At 56.5% G+C, this 14,956-nt stretch carries 17 protein-coding genes and 1 other RNA gene; 3 read left to right on the top strand and 15 right to left on the bottom strand.

Annotated features, from left to right (window positions below):
• Nucleotides 1-9: 9 nt before the first annotated feature.
• The 9 genes from mraY to rsmI form a co-directional block, all read right to left on the bottom strand.
• Nucleotides 10-1,092: a phospho-N-acetylmuramoyl-pentapeptide-transferase gene (gene mraY, locus DFR26_RS04610; RefSeq protein ID WP_116207801.1), complete on the bottom strand. Its 1,083-nt coding sequence runs from the start codon at nucleotides 1,090-1,092 to the stop codon at nucleotides 10-12.
• A complete protein-coding gene (locus DFR26_RS04605; RefSeq protein ID WP_116207800.1) occupies nucleotides 1,092-2,444 on the bottom strand; it encodes a UDP-N-acetylmuramoyl-tripeptide--D-alanyl-D-alanine ligase in 1,353 nt (450 codons plus the stop codon). Before DFR26_RS04605 ends, mraY begins: the two co-directional genes overlap by 1 nt.
• Nucleotides 2,441-3,916: a UDP-N-acetylmuramoyl-L-alanyl-D-glutamate--2,6-diaminopimelate ligase gene (locus tag DFR26_RS04600; protein WP_116207799.1), complete on the bottom strand. Its 1,476-nt coding sequence runs from the start codon at nucleotides 3,914-3,916 to the stop codon at nucleotides 2,441-2,443. The genes DFR26_RS04605 and DFR26_RS04600 overlap by 4 nt, the downstream gene beginning before the upstream one ends.
• Nucleotide 3,917: 1 nt before the next feature.
• Nucleotides 3,918-5,654, bottom strand: coding sequence for a peptidoglycan D,D-transpeptidase FtsI family protein (locus tag DFR26_RS04595; RefSeq protein WP_116207798.1), 1,737 nt, complete (start codon nucleotides 5,652-5,654; stop codon nucleotides 3,918-3,920).
• The gene (ftsL, locus tag DFR26_RS04590; protein ID WP_116207797.1) at nucleotides 5,651-5,962 is read right to left on the bottom strand and encodes a cell division protein FtsL; all 312 of its coding nucleotides are present in this window, start codon (nucleotides 5,960-5,962) and stop codon (nucleotides 5,651-5,653) included. The genes DFR26_RS04595 and ftsL overlap by 4 nt, the downstream gene beginning before the upstream one ends.
• Nucleotides 5,959-6,927, bottom strand: a complete 969-nt coding sequence (rsmH, locus tag DFR26_RS04585; protein WP_116207796.1) for a 16S rRNA (cytosine(1402)-N(4))-methyltransferase RsmH — start codon at nucleotides 6,925-6,927, stop codon at nucleotides 5,959-5,961. Before rsmH ends, ftsL begins: the two co-directional genes overlap by 4 nt.
• A 2-nt stretch (nucleotides 6,928-6,929) precedes the next feature.
• On the bottom strand, nucleotides 6,930-7,385 hold the full coding sequence (mraZ, locus tag DFR26_RS04580) for a division/cell wall cluster transcriptional repressor MraZ (protein ID WP_116207795.1): 456 nt from the start codon (nucleotides 7,383-7,385) through the stop codon (nucleotides 6,930-6,932).
• Between the two features lie 307 nt (nucleotides 7,386-7,692).
• Nucleotides 7,693-8,042, bottom strand: an RNA gene (gene rnpB / locus DFR26_RS04575) — RNase P RNA component class A.
• Between the two features lie 66 nt (nucleotides 8,043-8,108).
• On the bottom strand, nucleotides 8,109-8,975 hold the full coding sequence (gene rsmI / locus DFR26_RS04570) for a 16S rRNA (cytidine(1402)-2'-O)-methyltransferase (protein ID WP_116207794.1): 867 nt from the start codon (nucleotides 8,973-8,975) through the stop codon (nucleotides 8,109-8,111).
• A gap of 97 nt (nucleotides 8,976-9,072) precedes the next feature.
• Here rsmI and DFR26_RS04565 point away from each other — a divergent pair, with 97 nt between their 5' ends.
• From DFR26_RS04565 to DFR26_RS04555, 3 genes are read left to right on the top strand one after another with little or no spacing between them, the layout of a single operon-like run.
• Entirely contained in the window at nucleotides 9,073-9,471 is a 399-nt protein-coding gene (locus tag DFR26_RS04565) for a YraN family protein (protein ID WP_116207793.1), read from the top strand.
• Between the two features lie 14 nt (nucleotides 9,472-9,485).
• Nucleotides 9,486-10,082 carry a D-sedoheptulose-7-phosphate isomerase gene (locus DFR26_RS04560; RefSeq protein WP_116207792.1) on the top strand — a complete coding sequence of 199 codons (597 nt, stop codon included), beginning with the start codon at nucleotides 9,486-9,488 and terminating at the stop codon, nucleotides 10,080-10,082.
• Nucleotides 10,072-10,668, top strand: coding sequence for a BON domain-containing protein (locus DFR26_RS04555; protein WP_147300263.1), 597 nt, complete (start codon nucleotides 10,072-10,074; stop codon nucleotides 10,666-10,668). The genes DFR26_RS04560 and DFR26_RS04555 overlap by 11 nt, the downstream gene beginning before the upstream one ends.
• 1 nt (nucleotide 10,669) lies before the next feature.
• Here DFR26_RS04555 and DFR26_RS04550 read toward each other — a convergent pair whose 3' ends face one another.
• The 6 genes from DFR26_RS04550 to rpsI form a co-directional block, all read right to left on the bottom strand.
• Nucleotides 10,670-11,089: a ClpXP protease specificity-enhancing factor gene (locus DFR26_RS04550; protein WP_116207790.1), complete on the bottom strand. Its 420-nt coding sequence runs from the start codon at nucleotides 11,087-11,089 to the stop codon at nucleotides 10,670-10,672.
• Between the two features lie 3 nt (nucleotides 11,090-11,092).
• Nucleotides 11,093-11,728 carry a glutathione S-transferase N-terminal domain-containing protein gene (locus tag DFR26_RS04545; protein ID WP_116207789.1) on the bottom strand — a complete coding sequence of 212 codons (636 nt, stop codon included), beginning with the start codon at nucleotides 11,726-11,728 and terminating at the stop codon, nucleotides 11,093-11,095.
• A 110-nt stretch (nucleotides 11,729-11,838) separates the two neighbouring features.
• A complete protein-coding gene (locus tag DFR26_RS04540; RefSeq protein ID WP_116207788.1) occupies nucleotides 11,839-12,507 on the bottom strand; it encodes a cytochrome c1 in 669 nt (222 codons plus the stop codon).
• On the bottom strand, nucleotides 12,507-13,715 hold the full coding sequence (locus tag DFR26_RS04535) for a cytochrome b (RefSeq protein ID WP_116208148.1): 1,209 nt from the start codon (nucleotides 13,713-13,715) through the stop codon (nucleotides 12,507-12,509). The genes DFR26_RS04540 and DFR26_RS04535 overlap by 1 nt, the downstream gene beginning before the upstream one ends.
• Before the next feature lie 23 nt (nucleotides 13,716-13,738).
• A complete protein-coding gene (petA, locus tag DFR26_RS04530) occupies nucleotides 13,739-14,329 on the bottom strand; it encodes a ubiquinol-cytochrome c reductase iron-sulfur subunit (protein WP_116207787.1) in 591 nt (196 codons plus the stop codon).
• Nucleotides 14,330-14,562: 233 nt separating this feature from the next.
• Nucleotides 14,563-14,949, bottom strand: a complete 387-nt coding sequence (rpsI, locus tag DFR26_RS04525; RefSeq protein ID WP_116207786.1) for a 30S ribosomal protein S9 — start codon at nucleotides 14,947-14,949, stop codon at nucleotides 14,563-14,565.
• Between the last annotated feature and the right edge of the window lie 7 nt (nucleotides 14,950-14,956).

Raw genomic sequence — 14,956 nt, 5'->3', positions numbered from 1 at the left:
GCTCAGCTCCTAGCGCAATTTCAGGGTCGCCAGACCCACCAACACCAACATGAATGAGATGATCCAGAAGCGCGCCACAACGCGCGTTTCAGGCCAGCCTTTGAGCTCAAAATGGTGATGAATCGGTGCCATGCGGAAGATGCGTTTACCGGTGAGCTTGAAGCTCGCCACTTGCATCATCACCGACACGGTTTCCATGACGAAAACCCCGCACATGACAAATAAAACGATTTCTTGGCGAACAATCACGGCGATGGTGCCGAGCACCGCCCCTAAAGACAGCGCGCCGACATCGCCCATGAACACCTGCGCGGGGTAGGCGTTGAACCAAAGAAAACCCAAGCCGGCACCAATGATGGCGCCACAAATAATGATGAGCTCGCCAGAGCCGGCAACAAACGGGATTTGCAAATAGGTCGCGAACTTAATATTGCCGGTAAGGTAGGCAAAAATCGCCAATGCACCGGCCACCATGACGGTGGGCATAATCGCCAAGCCATCGAGGCCATCGGTGAGGTTCACAGCATTGCTAGCACCGACAATCACGAAATAGCTGAGCACGATGTAGGCCAGCCCGAGCGGAATAATAATGTCTTTGAAAAACGGCACGATGAGACTGGTTTCAATCGGCGTTTTCGCGGTGATGTACAAAAATACCGCCGCGCCAATACCCGCCACCGATTGCCAGAAATACTTCCAGCGACTGGGCAGCCCGCGCGGGTTTTTCTCGACCACCTTGCGGTAATCATCGACCCAACCGACCATGCCAAACACGGCCATGACCGCCAGCACCACCCAGACATAGATATTGTCGAGGCGAGACCACGCCAGTGTGCTGACCAAAATGGTGGTCAAAATCAGCGCACCGCCCATGGTCGGCGTACCCGTTTTCGCCAAATGCGTTTGTGGGCCATCCGTGCGAATCGCTTGGCCAAATTTCATCGCCTTCAAGCGCTCAATCATCCATGGCCCCCACCACAGCGACAACGCAAAGGCCGTGACAATACTGAGCATGAAGCGAAAGGTCAGGTAATTAAACACCGCAAAACCTTTCACGTGCTGGCTGAGCCAATCGGCTATAAGTAATAGCATCAGTGCACTCCCGCCGACTCAGTCACGGCCTGCACCACACGCTCCATACGAGCACTGCGCGAGCCCTTCACTAAGGCACTGACCACGCCCTGCAATTCATGCTCTAAGGCTTGCACGAGGGCATTGTGATCGGGAAATAACTGCGCCTGATTGCCAAAGCCCTCGGCATAAAAGGCTTGATGCTGACCCGTGCTCATTAACGCGTCTATTTTTTTCATTTTCGCGTACGCTCCCACGTCTCGATGACCCGATGCCGTGGCATCGCCCAATTCACCCATATCACCCACCACCAACACGCGCCGACCCGGCAGCGTGCATAGCAAATCAATCGCGGCTTTCATGCTGTCGGGATTGGCGTTGTAGGTGTCATCAATGAGATACGACTCACCCACGCGATGCAGCACACTGCGGCCCATAAATGGCCGTGTATTGGTCAGGCCGGAGACAATGGCTTGCAGCGACACGCCACAGGCATGCGCCAAGCCCGCAGCCGCCAGCGCGTTGGCAACCTGATGACGCCCCAAAACTTGCAGCTGCACGCGCGCTGATTGCTCGCCAATATGCAACGTGAAAGCAAATTGCGGTGTGTCACCTTGGCTAATCTCACTGGCGTAAATATCGGCACCCGCACTGAGCGAAAATGTCACCACGCGACGCGAGCCCATGGTGCTTAGCCAGAAGTCGGCAAACTCATCGTCGCGATTAACCACCGCCACACCGTCGTTGCCGAGCGCGGCGTAAATCTCGCCTTTCGCCCGCGCGATGCCTGCGCGGCTACCAAAACCTTCCAGATGCGCCGTGCCCACATTGGTAATAACCGCCGCCCGCGGCTTCACCATGGCCGCGGTATAAGCTATCTCGCCGACATGGTTAGCGCCGAGCTCAAAAACACCGTATTGATGCTCAGCGCGCAGACGCAACAGCGTCAGTGGCACACCAATATCGTTATTAAAATTGCCCTGCGTGGCCCAGGTATTGCCAAGGCCTTCAAAAATACGCGCGGTCATCTCCTTCACTGAGGTTTTGCCCGCTGAGCCGGTCATCGCCACTTTGGTCAACCGCGTAAAGCGCGCACACCACGCCGCTGCTAGTTGCCCCAACGCCGCGTGGCAATCAGCCACAACAATTTGCGCAATGCCCGCCGAGGGGTCTAGGCGCTCAGTAATAGCCGCCAAGGCGCCGCGTGCGGCAGCCTCTTGCAGCAAGGCATTGGCGTTTGTGCGCGTACCACTCAGCGCAATAAACACATCATCGGCCACGAGTGTGCGGGTATCAGTAGAGAAACTACCGACATCGGCATCTAGCCCTACTAACTCGCCATTCACGACGTGTGTTATTTCTGAGAGCTTCATGCTCGCGTCCTCACTAGCAATGCCATGTGCACATGCTCGCTATCACTGAATGGCGTACGCACGCCGTGCACTTCCTGATAGGTTTCGTGGCCTTTGCCGGCGATCAAAATCACATCATCGTGACCGGCTTGTGCTACCACCTGCGCAATCGCTTCGCCGCGATCGAGCAGGCATTGCGCCGTAAAATCGGCCGGCAGGCCGGCACAAATACCGTCAATAATGGCTTGCGGATCTTCATTGCGCGGATTATCGGTAGTAATCACCACGTGGTCGGCCAAGGCAGCAGCGGCGCGGCCCATGTCGGCGCGCTTACCCGTGTCGCGGCCGCCACCGCAGCCAAAAACCACCCAGAGTTTGCCCTCGGTATGTTCGCGCGCCGCTTTGAGCGCCTGCTCAAGCGCATCCGGCGTGTGCGCGTAATCCACCACCACCAAGGGCGTATTGGCCTCACGCAAGCACTGCATGCGCCCTGGCACCGGAGAGACTTTTGCCAACACGCGAATGATCTCGTTTAATGGGTGGCCAATACTGAGCAAGCCACCGACCACAGCGAGTAAATTGCTGGCATTAAAACGACCAATCAATGGACTGCGTAATGTCGCCCTGCCGTGTGGCGTGCGCAGCACGATGCACAGACCATCAAGCGTGGCCTGCACCGACTCGGCCACCAGCTCGACGTCGGCGCTCGGATCTAGGCTGTAGCGCAGGCACTGCACCTGGCCAGCGAGCTCGGCCTGCATATCTGCGCCGTAGGCATCGTCCGCGTTGATCACCGCGGCCTGCAGCGATGGCCAACGAAATAGCGCGGCTTTGCTGGCCGCATAGGCCGCCATGTTGCCGTGATAATCCAAATGGTCGCGCGTTAAATTGGTAAACAACGCGGTATGAATGCGTGTGCCGGCCAAACGCCCTTGGCTCAAGCCGTGCGAGCTGGCTTCGAGCGCCACCACTTGCGCTCCCTGCTGATGAAACGATGCCAGCAGCCGCTGCAGTTGCAGGGGGTCGGGGGTAGTAAATGTGGCCGGTGCGAGCTCACCAGGAAAGCCATTGCCCAGCGTGCCCATCACCGCAGCACGCTGACCGAGCTGGCCGCAGGCGCCCGCCAGCAGATTAGCAATGCTGGTTTTGCCATTGGTGCCGGTGGTGGCGAGCACCGTTAATGCCTGCGAGGGCTGACCATACCAACGCGCCGCCAGATCGCCAAGCAGCTCACCGAGCTCAGGCACAGCAATCACCGGCACATGATTAATCACGGTATTTAACGTGAAATGACTATCGGCTGGTGTCAGTACAGCGGCGGCACCGGCAGCAATGGCAGCTGGAATATCGTCGCGTGCGTTGTAATGCGTGCCGGCCATCGCAATAAAGCACGCACCCGCCACCACCTCAAGCGAATCGGCCACCAACGCCTTGAGCTCAATGTTCTGCCACTGATCGGGGCAGCTTGGTAAGAGTTCGCCAAGATGCATCATGTCAGCCTCCCCGCCCAGAGCGGCGGGCCTGATCGGCCAAGCGCTCAGCGCTGCGATCGGGCTCCACATTCATCAGTCGCAAGGTGTCGGCCATGGTTCGCGAAAACACGGGCGCAGCGGCCAAACCGCCGTAGTAGCCGCCTTTGCGAGGCGTATCAATAATCACCGCAGTGACAATTTTCGGATGGCTCGCCGGCGCCATGCCGACGAACAACGACATGTATTGATCGCGCGCGTAACCGCCCTGCGAGGCTTTATGCGCGGTGCCAGTTTTGCCGGCCACGCGATAGCCTGGCACGGCGGCGCGTAGGGCGGTGCCCTCTTGCGTGACGACCGTTTCCATCATGGGAATTAAGCTGTTAGCAATGGCCTCTGGAATCACCCGACGCCCAGCCACAGGACCATCAACCTTGGTAAAGCTCACCGGCCGCTGCAGGCCGCCACTGGCGATCGTGGCGTAAGCTTGCGCCAGCTGTAAGGCGGTGACCGTGACGCCATAACCATATGACATGGTCGCCAGCTCTACCGGATTCCAACGGTTTGATGGCTGCATCAAGCCCGCACTCTCACCGGGAAAGCCGCTGCCGGTACTCTGCCCGAAACCTAGATGCTGGTGCAGCAGCGGCAAGGTGCTGCGTGGCAGCGCCATGGCAATTTGCGAGGTCGCCACGTTGCTCGATTTGGTGAGCACCGTTTGCATATCAATCACGCCAAAATCTTCGTGATCACGCACGGTTTTATTGAGCACTTTGTAGGTGCCCGGTGAGGTATCAAAGCGGCTATTGATGGTGAATTTGCCACTCTCCAGCGCTGCCACCAAAGTAAATGGCTTGAGCGTAGAGCCCGGCTCAAACATATCCGTGACAGCACGGTTACGCACCGCGTCCATGTCGAGCTGGCTGCGATTATTGGGGTTGTACGACGGCACACTGGCCATCGCTAAGACCTCGCCAGTCTCAACATCGAGCGACACCAAGACGCCAGCCTTGGCGTTATGCTCGGCAACGCCACGCGCGAGCTCGCGATAGGCCGAATACTGCACCCGCGAATCAAAGCTTAGCGTGATATCACGGCCAGGGCGCGCGGGCTTCAGCAGCGCCACATCTTGCACGCGATGGCCCTTCAAATCTTTCATCACGCGCTTGCTACCCTCAACCCCAGCGAGCTGACTATCAAAGGCCAGCTCCAAGCCTTCGCGGCCATGGTCATCAAGGCCGGTGAAGCCGAGCATATGCGCAGTGGCCTCGGCTTCGGGATAAAAGCGTTTGTACTCTGTCATCGCGTAAACACCCGGAAAGTCGAGTGCCAACACCTCATCCGCTGCGTTTGGCGAGAGGTGCCTATCGAGATAAATAAAGCGTTTGTCGCGATGGCGCTTGATCTTCGCCCGCAACGCCGAGGGCGACTGTTTCAAGGCGCGTGCCAATGCTGAAATATCCAAATCGGCAGCAAGAGCTTGGCGCGGATTCAGCCACAGTGTGGCGACCGGCGTGCTCACTGCCAACGGCGCTTGATTACGATCGCGAATGACACCGCGCATTGCCATGATCGGCTCAGTGCGCATCATCCGTGCATCACCTTGAGCGCGTAAGAAGTCACTATCGATCACGGTTAGGTAGCCCGCGCGCAATGCAATACCGCCAAATAAAACGGCTAAACCCAGCAGCACCATGCGGTGGCGGCCTAGGTATTTGAGGTCCGTGGTGACTTGACGAGGGGGGGCTTTGCGCTGATTCATGGCCGCACCATCATCACGTCATGGGGCGCGGGCGAGCGCATGCCGAGCTCATCCACCGCGACCTTGCCAATGCGGCCATAGGCACCCCAGGCCTGCTGCTCAAGCAGCAACTGGCCCCACTCAACTTCCAAGTGATCGCGCTCGCTTTGTAGCGACTGCAAATCAGCCAAATACAGCCGCGATTTATGCACGCTAAACGCTACCGCCACCGAGGTCGCCACCAATACCGCCACCACGGCGGCATTTTGCCAAACAATGGGCTGCAGCAAGCTCAGGCGCAAGCCACTCAAGCGTGCAGCCCAACTCATTTTGACGCTCCCGCAGCCAATGCCTTGCCACGCGCATCTAAGCGCTGCGCCACACGCAAATGCGCACTGCGCGCACGCGGGTTCGCCTCAATCTCCGCATCACTCGGCTCAATCGCCTTACCCACCTTTTTCAGCTGTGGGTTCATCTGCGCGATGGTCACTGGCAGGCCAGGCGGAAAGTCATCGCCCTTGGCCTCACGGGCAATGAACTGCTTCACCAAGCGGTCTTCCAGCGAATGAAAGCTGATCACCGCCAAACGCCCGCCAGCAGCTAAGGCTTGCAGGCTTTGCGCGAGTAAATCCTCGAGATCGCCGAGCTCGCGATTAACGGCAATGCGAATGGCCTGAAAACAGCGCGTGGCCGGATGCTTATGGCGCTCCCACGACGGGTGCGCTTTGGCAATGACATCGGCCAAGACTTTGGTGCGCAAAATCGGTGCGCTTGCCTGCTCGGCTAGCACAGCACGGGCGATGCGCCGGGCATGACGCTCCTCGCCATAGGTTTTAAACACCTCAATGAGCTCGGCCTCGCTGACCTGCGCTAACCATTGCGCGGCACTTAAGCCTCGCGTGGTGTCCATGCGCATATCGAGCGGGCCATCGTGCATAAAACTAAAGCCGCGCTCAGCATCATCGAGCTGTGGCGACGACACGCCGAGATCAGCCAGCAGGCCATCGACCTGACCGAGCAAGCCACGCGCTTGCAAGGCCGGCACTAGGCTGGCAAAGGAATCATGGATAATTTCGAAGCGCGCATCCTCGCGCATCAAGGCCTCGCCGGTGGCAATCGCCTGCGGGTCTTTATCGAAACCAATAACCCGCGCATTCGGCCCAAGCTGCGCGAGCAAATGCCGCGCATGGCCGCCCCGACCAAAGGTGGCATCAACATAAATGCCGTCAGGATTTGCCAATACCGCCGCGACGGTCTCGTTGAGTAAGACGGTGAGGTGCACGAAGGCGGTCATGATTAGAGCGCCAGTGAGTCAATGGCTTGCGCCAGCTCGGCGGCCGAGAAGTCGGCGCTTTGTAGCTGAGCTTGGAGCGCATCCCAGGTGGGTTTGTGCCAGATCTCGCACTTTTTGCCTTGGCCGGCGAGCACCACGGCCTTCTCGAAGCAGCCAAACTGGCGCAACTCTGGGCTCACCAAAAAGCGGCCTGCACTGTCGAGACTGATTTCGGTGGCATAGCCCATGAGGCGACGCTTGAGCATGGCCAAGGCTTGATTTGAGCTCGGCAAGGCATTGAAGCGCTGCTCAATCAGCTCCCATTCGGGCAAGGGGTATAGCACCAGGCAGGCCTCACGAATATCGACCGTCAGCACGAACTTGCCCTGACACTCAGCCAGCACGCGCTCGTGGTAACGCGTCGGCAAGCCGATGCGCCCTTTGGCGTCCATGGTGAGTTCGTCGTAGCCGCGAAACATTCGATTAGCCTTCCTGAGTGGGCGATAAAACCAATAAAAACCACTAATCCACACTTTTCCCCACTCTGCAGGCAAATATAGGGATGCGACTGGCGAGCGTCAAGAACTCTCTCAGTCGGTTATATGGTTTATTTAGGTATTAAATTACAATGACTTACACAAATAACGCAGAAGCATTACGCGCATTGTATAGATGCCAATCAATGACTTAGAAGGCAACTCTAAAGCCAATGCGAGAGCATGGAAAACATTAGAATTTATAGCTATATACAAAATGCCTGATCAAACCTTAGACATTATGCAAAAAAGGGGGAGTTGGCCGATAAGCCGGGTTCTGTCGTGGACGATCATTCCTCTAGGCGCATCGTCGCCGATGCGCTCAAGCAACCTACCCGTGTCCCGCGCGGGCCGCGCGTCTGGACACCTATTTGGTCTTGCTTCGAGTGGGGTTTGCCGTACCGGTCTGTTACCAGACTCGTGGTGCGCTCTTACCGCACCGTTTCACCCTTACCTGATCCCTTACGGGCCATCGGCGGTCTGCTCTCTGTTGCACTTTCCGTCGGCTCGCGCCGCCCAGGCGTTACCTGGCACTCTGCCCTATGAAGCCCGGACTTTCCTCCCCCCTGCATGCAGGGCAGCGATCGTCTGGCCAACTCCGGCGCGCAGCATACGGCGGCGGCGGCACGAACTCAAGGCACTTATCGCGGCATGTCTACGGCAATATCAAGGCGCGGCTTCGCGCAACTGCTGCGCTAAACCGTAAAGCGCATTTTTCCGCAAGCCCAAGGCCTCAGCAGCAATGCTCGCGGCCTGCTTTACCGGCAGCTCACGCACCAAAATTGTCAACAAAGCTTCCGCGCTAATGCGGTGCTCATCGGCGACAGCGAGAGCTGGCGCACCAGCCACCACAATGACCATCTCACCGCGCTGCTGATTGCTGTCTGCCTCAACCCAAGCTAGCAACTCGGCCAATGGGGCTCGCTTCATCGTCTCAAAGGTTTTCGTCAGTTCGCGCGCTAGGGTCGCTAACCGCGCCGCGCCAAACACCTGCCCCATCGCCGTCAACGTATCGATAATGCGGTGCGGCGCCTCATAAAAAATCAGGCTATGCGGCGTTTGCGCCAAGGCATTCAAACGCGCCTCGCGCGGCCCAGCTTTGGCCGACAAAAAACCTTCAAAATGAAAGCGATCCGACGCCAAGCCCGCCGCACTCAACGCGGCAATGGCGGCACAGGCCCCCGGCACCGGCGATACGCGAATGCCCGCCTCATGCGCTGCCGCCACCAAACGATAACCCGGGTCGCTGATCAATGGCGTGCCAGCATCTGAGATCAGCGCTAGCGACTCGCCCGCCTGCAACCGCTCAATGAGCACCGGCACGCGATCAGCCTCGTTGTGTTCGTGGACGGCCATCGTGGGCGTGCTGATACCTAACTCGCGCAAAAGCCGACCGGCATCACGGGTATCCTCGGCAGCAATCAATGACACCGCTTGCAGCGTCGCTTTCGCGCGCGCACTCAGGTCTTCGTCATCTCCAATGGCGGTTGCCACCACATACAACACGCCAAAATGGCTCTGCGCCTCGTTCATCACACCTTACGCCCATAAAAACTCGATCGCATAGCTTACGTGTCAGCACGCCGGCACGCCATGGTCTTCACTTCAGCTATTACCCAGAGAAATAGCCATGGCCAATACCCCACAGCCACTGCGCGCCGGCTCGCCCACGCAGCATCAAGGTCGCTATGCCGAGCGCGATGCTTGCGCTCTGCTTATAGCAGCAGGCCACACCGTGATTACGCAGAACTACTGTTGTCGCGCTGGAGAGATCGATATTATTAGCCTGAACTTTCATGGCAAATTGGTGTTTACCGAGGTGCGCTGGCGACAAAGCCAGCAATTTGGCGGCGCGGTGGCTACCATCACGGCACAAAAACAACGCAAACTCATTAAAACAGCGGGCTTTTTTTTGCGCCGGCATCCGCACTACGCTACCTTTTGCACACGCTTTGATGTCATCGCCTATAGCGGCTCGCCACCACACTGGCAGCGCGACTGGCTTCGAGGCGCCTTTAGTGCGTTTTAACCGATGGATATGTCATGCAAGCACGCATCGCGCAGCTCGGCCACGAGGCCATGAGCACACTAGCCAAGCTTATTGAAGAAGCCGGCCCCGCCATTGAGCAAGCCGCCATGGTCATGGTCGATGGCCTGGTCAATGACCGCAAAATCATCAGCTGTGGCAATGGTGCCTCGGGTGCCAACGCGCAGGCGTTTGTCAGCAAGCTCCTCAATCGCTTCGATCCTGAGCGCCCCGCCCTGCCAGCACTGGTGCTCGCGCCCGACAGCATCACGCTGAGCGCGCTCGCTCAGGACAACCGCTTAACCGAGTCGTTTTCACGACCATTGCTAGCGTTAGCCCAAGCCGGCGATGTCTTGGTGGTGCTATCTGCCAGCGCCAACGCGCCCAACATTCTCGCCGCCATTCATGCCGCGCAGGAGCGCCAGTGCCCTGTCATTGCACTGACCGGCGGCAATGGCGGTGAAGTCGCCCGACTCTTGGGCGATCGCGATGTCTTGATTCAAATCCCAGACCACCGCGGTTACCGCGTACATGAGGCACAGCTCTTTACTTTGCACTGCTGCTGCGCCTTAATCGAAAGCGCCTTATTTGGAGATCCTGATCTTGCCTACTAAACCGATGAAACTTGCTCTTACTGCCGCCGTCATCAGCGCATCGCTGCTCTCAGGCTGCACCACGCTTGCGAAAATGGGCGTTGCGCCCAGCGTATCCGATCCAGGCTCACGCACCACCGCCTTAAGCCTGACCGATATCAGCCTATCGCAAGCCATCATGCGCGATATCTATCGCGACGTACCTGAGGCCAATGAAGGTCGCATAGAAGTCGAATCATTTTATGAGGTGGTGTTGCTAGTCGGTGAAGTGCCCAGCCTTGAGGTGAAAAACCGACTGACCAATATTGCGCGTGGCTATGGCGACGTACGTGCAGTGCACAATGAGCTGGTGGTTGGCTTAAATCGCGGCCTCATGGGACGCGCCGCTGACTCATTACTGGAAAGTAAGGCCAGCTTCACATTGTCTACTGCTGATAATGTGCCGAGCTCGCAAACCAATGTCTTGGTCAATGACGGCACGGTGTACTTGATGGGTGCCCTGACACAGCGCCAAGCCGATCGCGCAATTTTGCGCCTGCAAGCACTCGATGGCGTTAAGCGCATTGTGAAAGTGCTTGATATCGTGAAAGAGCAGCCCGCGCCTTAAGCTACTTCACCACACGCAATGCAGGCCGCGCTTTAGCGGTCTGGTTGCGTTCCGAGGCGACATCGCCAGCCGGCTTGTCGTTGGGCGGTGGTTCTGGACTGTATTCGCTAGACTCAAAAAACAAACCGTCGCCATTTTCTTTCGCGTAAATGCCCAACACAGCGCCCATTGGCACCACGATGGCCATGGGGCGGCCAGCAAAGCGCGCAGAAAACATCACGGCCTCATTGCCCAGCACCAAGTCACGCACCGCCGATGGCACAATATTTAGTACCAAGCGGCCATCCTCTACTAAGTCTTGCGGTAGCTCCGTACCCGGCCATTGCGCATCCACCAAGAGATAAGGCGTGAGGCTGGCGTCGACCAACCATTCATAGATCGCCCGCACAAAGTAAGGACGTGCTCCTTTCAGCGTACTCATTGTTTAGCCGCGACGCATATCGCGCTCAACATCGGTCAGGCTTGCCAGGAAGCCGTCGCGGTGAAAAAGCTGACCCATGTAGCGCACCATGCCTTTGCATGAGCGCTCAGGAATATCGATGCCGAGGATTGGCAAGCGCCACAAAATAGGGGCCAACATGCAGTCGAGCAGCGAAAACTCTTCGCTCATAAAAAATGGCATTTCGTTAAATACTGGCGCCACCGTAATCAGGCTGTCGCGCAGATTTTTTTGCGCTTTTTGCAGCGCCGCGTCTTTTAGCTTACCGGATAAAATCGCGTCGACTTGTGAACACCAGTCGTGCTCAATGCGGTAGGCCAATAAGCGCGCTTGCGCACGGGCGACCGGGTAAATAGGCAGTAAGGGAGGGTGCGGAAAACGCTCGTCAAGGTATTCCATCATCACCTTGGTTTCGTACAACGAGAGGTCGCGATCCACAAGCACAGGCAATTCGTTATACGGGTTTAAGTCTGCTAAGTCCGCCGGACGATTGCCCGCATGCACATGTACTACATCGACCGAAACACCTTTTTCGGCCAGCACAAAGCGCACGCGGTGGCTGTAATGGTCCGCAGCTTCCGAATAAAACGTCATTGACGCGCGTCGAGTCACCGTCGCCATTGTAATCCCCTTAACTAGCGCCCATTGATGAACGCAAAAAACAAAAGGGCGGCACTATGAAGCGCGCGCCCTTTTGTTCATGACCGATGCCGACGGATGCCGACTCGGAATTATTTAATGTCTTTCCAGAACTCTTTGTTCAAGAAATACACTGGGATGAAGAGCACTGCCAAAAACAACAGAACCCAAAAACCCATGGTTTCACGCGTTGTCCGCGAAGGTTCAGACATATAGGTCATGAAATTAACCAAGTCACCAACCGCCTCAGCATAACCCTCAGGACCAAGCTGACGCTCTAACGGCTGCAGCACATGCGGCATACCCACATCTTTAAAGACGCGATTGTTCACACCCCAAGGGCGCTTATCATCGGGGTAAAAATGCAGCAAGTACGAATAAACCCAATCTGGCGAGCGAAAACGAGTTTCCAGCGACAAATCAGGTGGCGCATTACCAAACCATTTGGCTTGATCTTTAGGGTTCACATGCGAATTGATTGGGTCGCCGATTTTATCGGAAGTAAACATCATGTACTGCTCAACCAGCTTCGGATCGATTTCCAGATCCTGCGCCATGCGCTCATAGCGCATATATTTGGCGCTATGACAGCCTGAGCAGTAGCTCAAAAACAATTGCGCGCCATGTTGCAGTGAGGCTTTATCGTGCAGATTAATCGGAGCAGTATCACACTGCTTCAGCTCTCCACAAGCACCGCCGCCGGCAGCATAGGCCCACAGAGGTGCAAGCGACAGGACAGCGGCTATGATCAACTTTTTCATCAGTGCGCTCCCCCAGTGACACGATCAGGCACGGGCTTTACTTTCTCCATAGACGTATAAAACGGCATGAGCAAGAAGAATAAGAAGTAAATGATCGTCAACACCTGAGCCAAGAAGGTTTTGATGGGGTCGGAGGGCACAGCACCCAAGTAGCCCAAGCCTAAAAAGCTAATTACAAAAAGTGTTAACCAAATTTTGCTTTGCGTACCTTTATAGCGCATCGACTTCACTGGACTCTTATCCAGCCATGGCAGGACAAAGAGGATGGCAATCGCCGCACCCATTGCAATCACACCGCCAAGCTTAGACGGCACAGCGCGCAAGATCGCGTAATACGGCGTGTAATACCATACCGGCGCAATGTGCTCGGGCGTCTTCAAGGGGTTAGCCGGCTCGAAGTTGGGGCGCTCCAAGAAGTAGCCACCGCCATCTGGGAAGAAGAACAGCACCGCCGAGAAGGCAGCTAAGAACACCACGATGCCAACGAGGTCATGCACCGTGTAGTAGGGATGGAAAGCGATACCATCAAGTGGCACGCCGTCTTCGCCTTTAACTTTCTTAATGTCCACGCCATCTGGGTTGTTTGAGCCCACGTGATGCAGGGCGACCAAGTGCATGAACACCAGGGCTACGAGCACCAACGGAATAGCGACGACATGCAGCGCGAAGAAGCGGTTCAGCGTGATACCCGAGATCAGGTAGTCACCGCGCACCCAGGTGACCAGCTGCTCGCCCACAACGGGCACAGCACCCGCCAAGTTCAGAATAACCTGCGCGCCCCAGTAGGACATATTGCCCCATGGCAGTAGGTAGCCAAAAAAGCCCTCGGCCATGAGCGCAAGATAAATGGTCATACCAAACAGCCACACCAATTCGCGCGGCTTTTTATAAGAGCCATAAAGCAGACCGCGGAACATGTGCAAATACACCACAACAAAAAACGCCGAGGCGCCGGTGGAGTGCATATAACGCAGCAACCAGCCGTACTCGACATCACGCATGATGTACTCGACCGAATCAAACGCACCCTCGGCTGAGGGGTTGTACGACATCGTCAACCAAATGCCGGTGACGAGCTGGTTGACCAGCACGATCATGGACAGCACGCCGAAGAAGTACCAGAAGTTGAAGTTCTTCGGGGCATAGTACTTCGACATATGATATTCGTAGGTCTCTGTCGCAGGGAAGCGCGCATCGACCCAGCCCATCAGGCTTTTACCTAGATTTGCCATCAGACGGTATCCTCGCCAATCACAATCACAGAATCTGATTCATAGCGGTACGGCGGCACCACTAAGTTAGTTGGGGCTGGCACACCATTGTAGACACGGCCGGCTAAATCGAAGCGCGACCCGTGGCAAGGGCAAAAAAACCCGCCAACCCAGTCTGAGCCTAAATCAGCCGCAGCGATTTCGGGACGGAACAAAGGAGAACAGCCCAAGTGTGTGCAAATGCCAGTCAATACTAAGTACTCAGGTTTAATTGAGCGTGTGGCATTTTGCGCATAGGTTGGCTGCTGAGACTCGACCTCCGACGCAGGATCGGCAAGTTTGCCATCATGCGTGGTTAACGTTTTCAGCATCTCTGGGGTGCGGCGCACTACCCACACAGGCTTACCACGCCATTCGAAGACAGCGCGCTGGCCTGGCTCAATAGCACTGATATCAGCGAACACTGGTGCACCGGCAGCTTTTGCTTTGGCGCTTGGATTCCAGGATTTTACAAAGGGAACTGCTACCCCTGCGACGCCCACAGCACCAACAGCAGCTGTGGCACCAATCAACAGGCGGCGGCGATCAACATTTACGCCGTCAGTACTCATTAGACGCACTCTCCGAATCAGCTTAAGGCCGCCATCATGGGCGCGCGCTTGCGCCAGGCGGAGCTTGTAAAAAGCACACACATGGTAATGAAATAGTGCAGAACTGACAAGGCAAACAACGCCTGTTCAAGCCATAGATTACGCTTAAAACTGACCGATGGCAGAAACGCAAAAAGCCCGCTGGAGTCCAGACGGGCTTTTTGTAAACATCGGCAAGTATTTGCCGATAGCGCTTAGCGCTTGGAGTATTGCGGACGCTTACGCGCTTTACGCAGACCCAGCTTCTTACGCTCAACTTCGCGCGCATCACGCGTAACGAAGCCTGCTTTACGCAGTGGCGATTTCAATTCTTCGTTGTATTCAACCAAGGCACGCGTAATACCGTGACGGATGGCGCCAGCTTGACCACCAATACCACCGCCAGCAACAGTGACTTTGATATCGAACTGAGTCAGCAGCTCAACCAGCTCTAATGGTTGGCGAACCACCATACGTGCAGTTTCGCGACCAAAATAAGTATCCAATGGGCGGTTGTTAACGACGATGTCGCCTTTGCCCGGAGTGATAAACACGCGTGCGGTCGCAGTTTTGCGACGGCCAGTACCGTAGTTCATTGTCATAATTAGG

It is taken from the genome of Paraperlucidibaca baekdonensis (genome assembly GCF_003387535.1).
In the GTDB taxonomy this organism is placed as follows: domain Bacteria; phylum Pseudomonadota; class Gammaproteobacteria; order Pseudomonadales; family Moraxellaceae; genus Perlucidibaca; species Perlucidibaca baekdonensis.
The sequence above is the reverse complement of the archived record's forward strand: the minus strand, read 5'-3'. Positions and strand labels throughout refer to the sequence as shown.

What these genes read in the sequence shown, in the direction of transcription:
- mraY (WP_116207801.1), bottom strand. Translation starts at nt 1,092, where the DNA reads ATGCTATTACTTATAGCCGATTGGCTCAGCCAGCACGTGAAAGGTTTT.
- DFR26_RS04605 (WP_116207800.1), bottom strand. Translation starts at nt 2,444, where the DNA reads ATGAAGCTCTCAGAAATAACACACGTCGTGAATGGCGAGTTAGTAGGG.
- DFR26_RS04600 (WP_116207799.1), bottom strand. Translation starts at nt 3,916, where the DNA reads ATGATGCATCTTGGCGAACTCTTACCAAGCTGCCCCGATCAGTGGCAG.
- DFR26_RS04595 (WP_116207798.1), bottom strand. Translation starts at nt 5,654, where the DNA reads ATGAATCAGCGCAAAGCCCCCCCTCGTCAAGTCACCACGGACCTCAAA.
- ftsL (WP_116207797.1), bottom strand. Translation starts at nt 5,962, where the DNA reads ATGAGTTGGGCTGCACGCTTGAGTGGCTTGCGCCTGAGCTTGCTGCAG.
- rsmH (WP_116207796.1), bottom strand. Translation starts at nt 6,927, where the DNA reads ATGACCGCCTTCGTGCACCTCACCGTCTTACTCAACGAGACCGTCGCG.
- mraZ (WP_116207795.1), bottom strand. Translation starts at nt 7,385, where the DNA reads ATGTTTCGCGGCTACGACGAACTCACCATGGACGCCAAAGGGCGCATC.
- rsmI (WP_116207794.1), bottom strand. Translation starts at nt 8,975, where the DNA reads ATGAACGAGGCGCAGAGCCATTTTGGCGTGTTGTATGTGGTGGCAACC.
- DFR26_RS04565 (WP_116207793.1), top strand. Translation starts at nt 9,073, where the DNA reads ATGGCCAATACCCCACAGCCACTGCGCGCCGGCTCGCCCACGCAGCAT.
- DFR26_RS04560 (WP_116207792.1), top strand. Translation starts at nt 9,486, where the DNA reads ATGCAAGCACGCATCGCGCAGCTCGGCCACGAGGCCATGAGCACACTA.
- DFR26_RS04550 (WP_116207790.1), bottom strand. Translation starts at nt 11,089, where the DNA reads ATGAGTACGCTGAAAGGAGCACGTCCTTACTTTGTGCGGGCGATCTAT.
- DFR26_RS04545 (WP_116207789.1), bottom strand. Translation starts at nt 11,728, where the DNA reads ATGGCGACGGTGACTCGACGCGCGTCAATGACGTTTTATTCGGAAGCT.
- DFR26_RS04540 (WP_116207788.1), bottom strand. Translation starts at nt 12,507, where the DNA reads ATGAAAAAGTTGATCATAGCCGCTGTCCTGTCGCTTGCACCTCTGTGG.
- DFR26_RS04535 (WP_116208148.1), bottom strand. Translation starts at nt 13,715, where the DNA reads ATGGGCTGGGTCGATGCGCGCTTCCCTGCGACAGAGACCTACGAATAT.
- petA (WP_116207787.1), bottom strand. Translation starts at nt 14,329, where the DNA reads ATGAGTACTGACGGCGTAAATGTTGATCGCCGCCGCCTGTTGATTGGT.
- rpsI (WP_116207786.1), bottom strand. Translation starts at nt 14,949, where the DNA reads ATGACAATGAACTACGGTACTGGCCGTCGCAAAACTGCGACCGCACGC.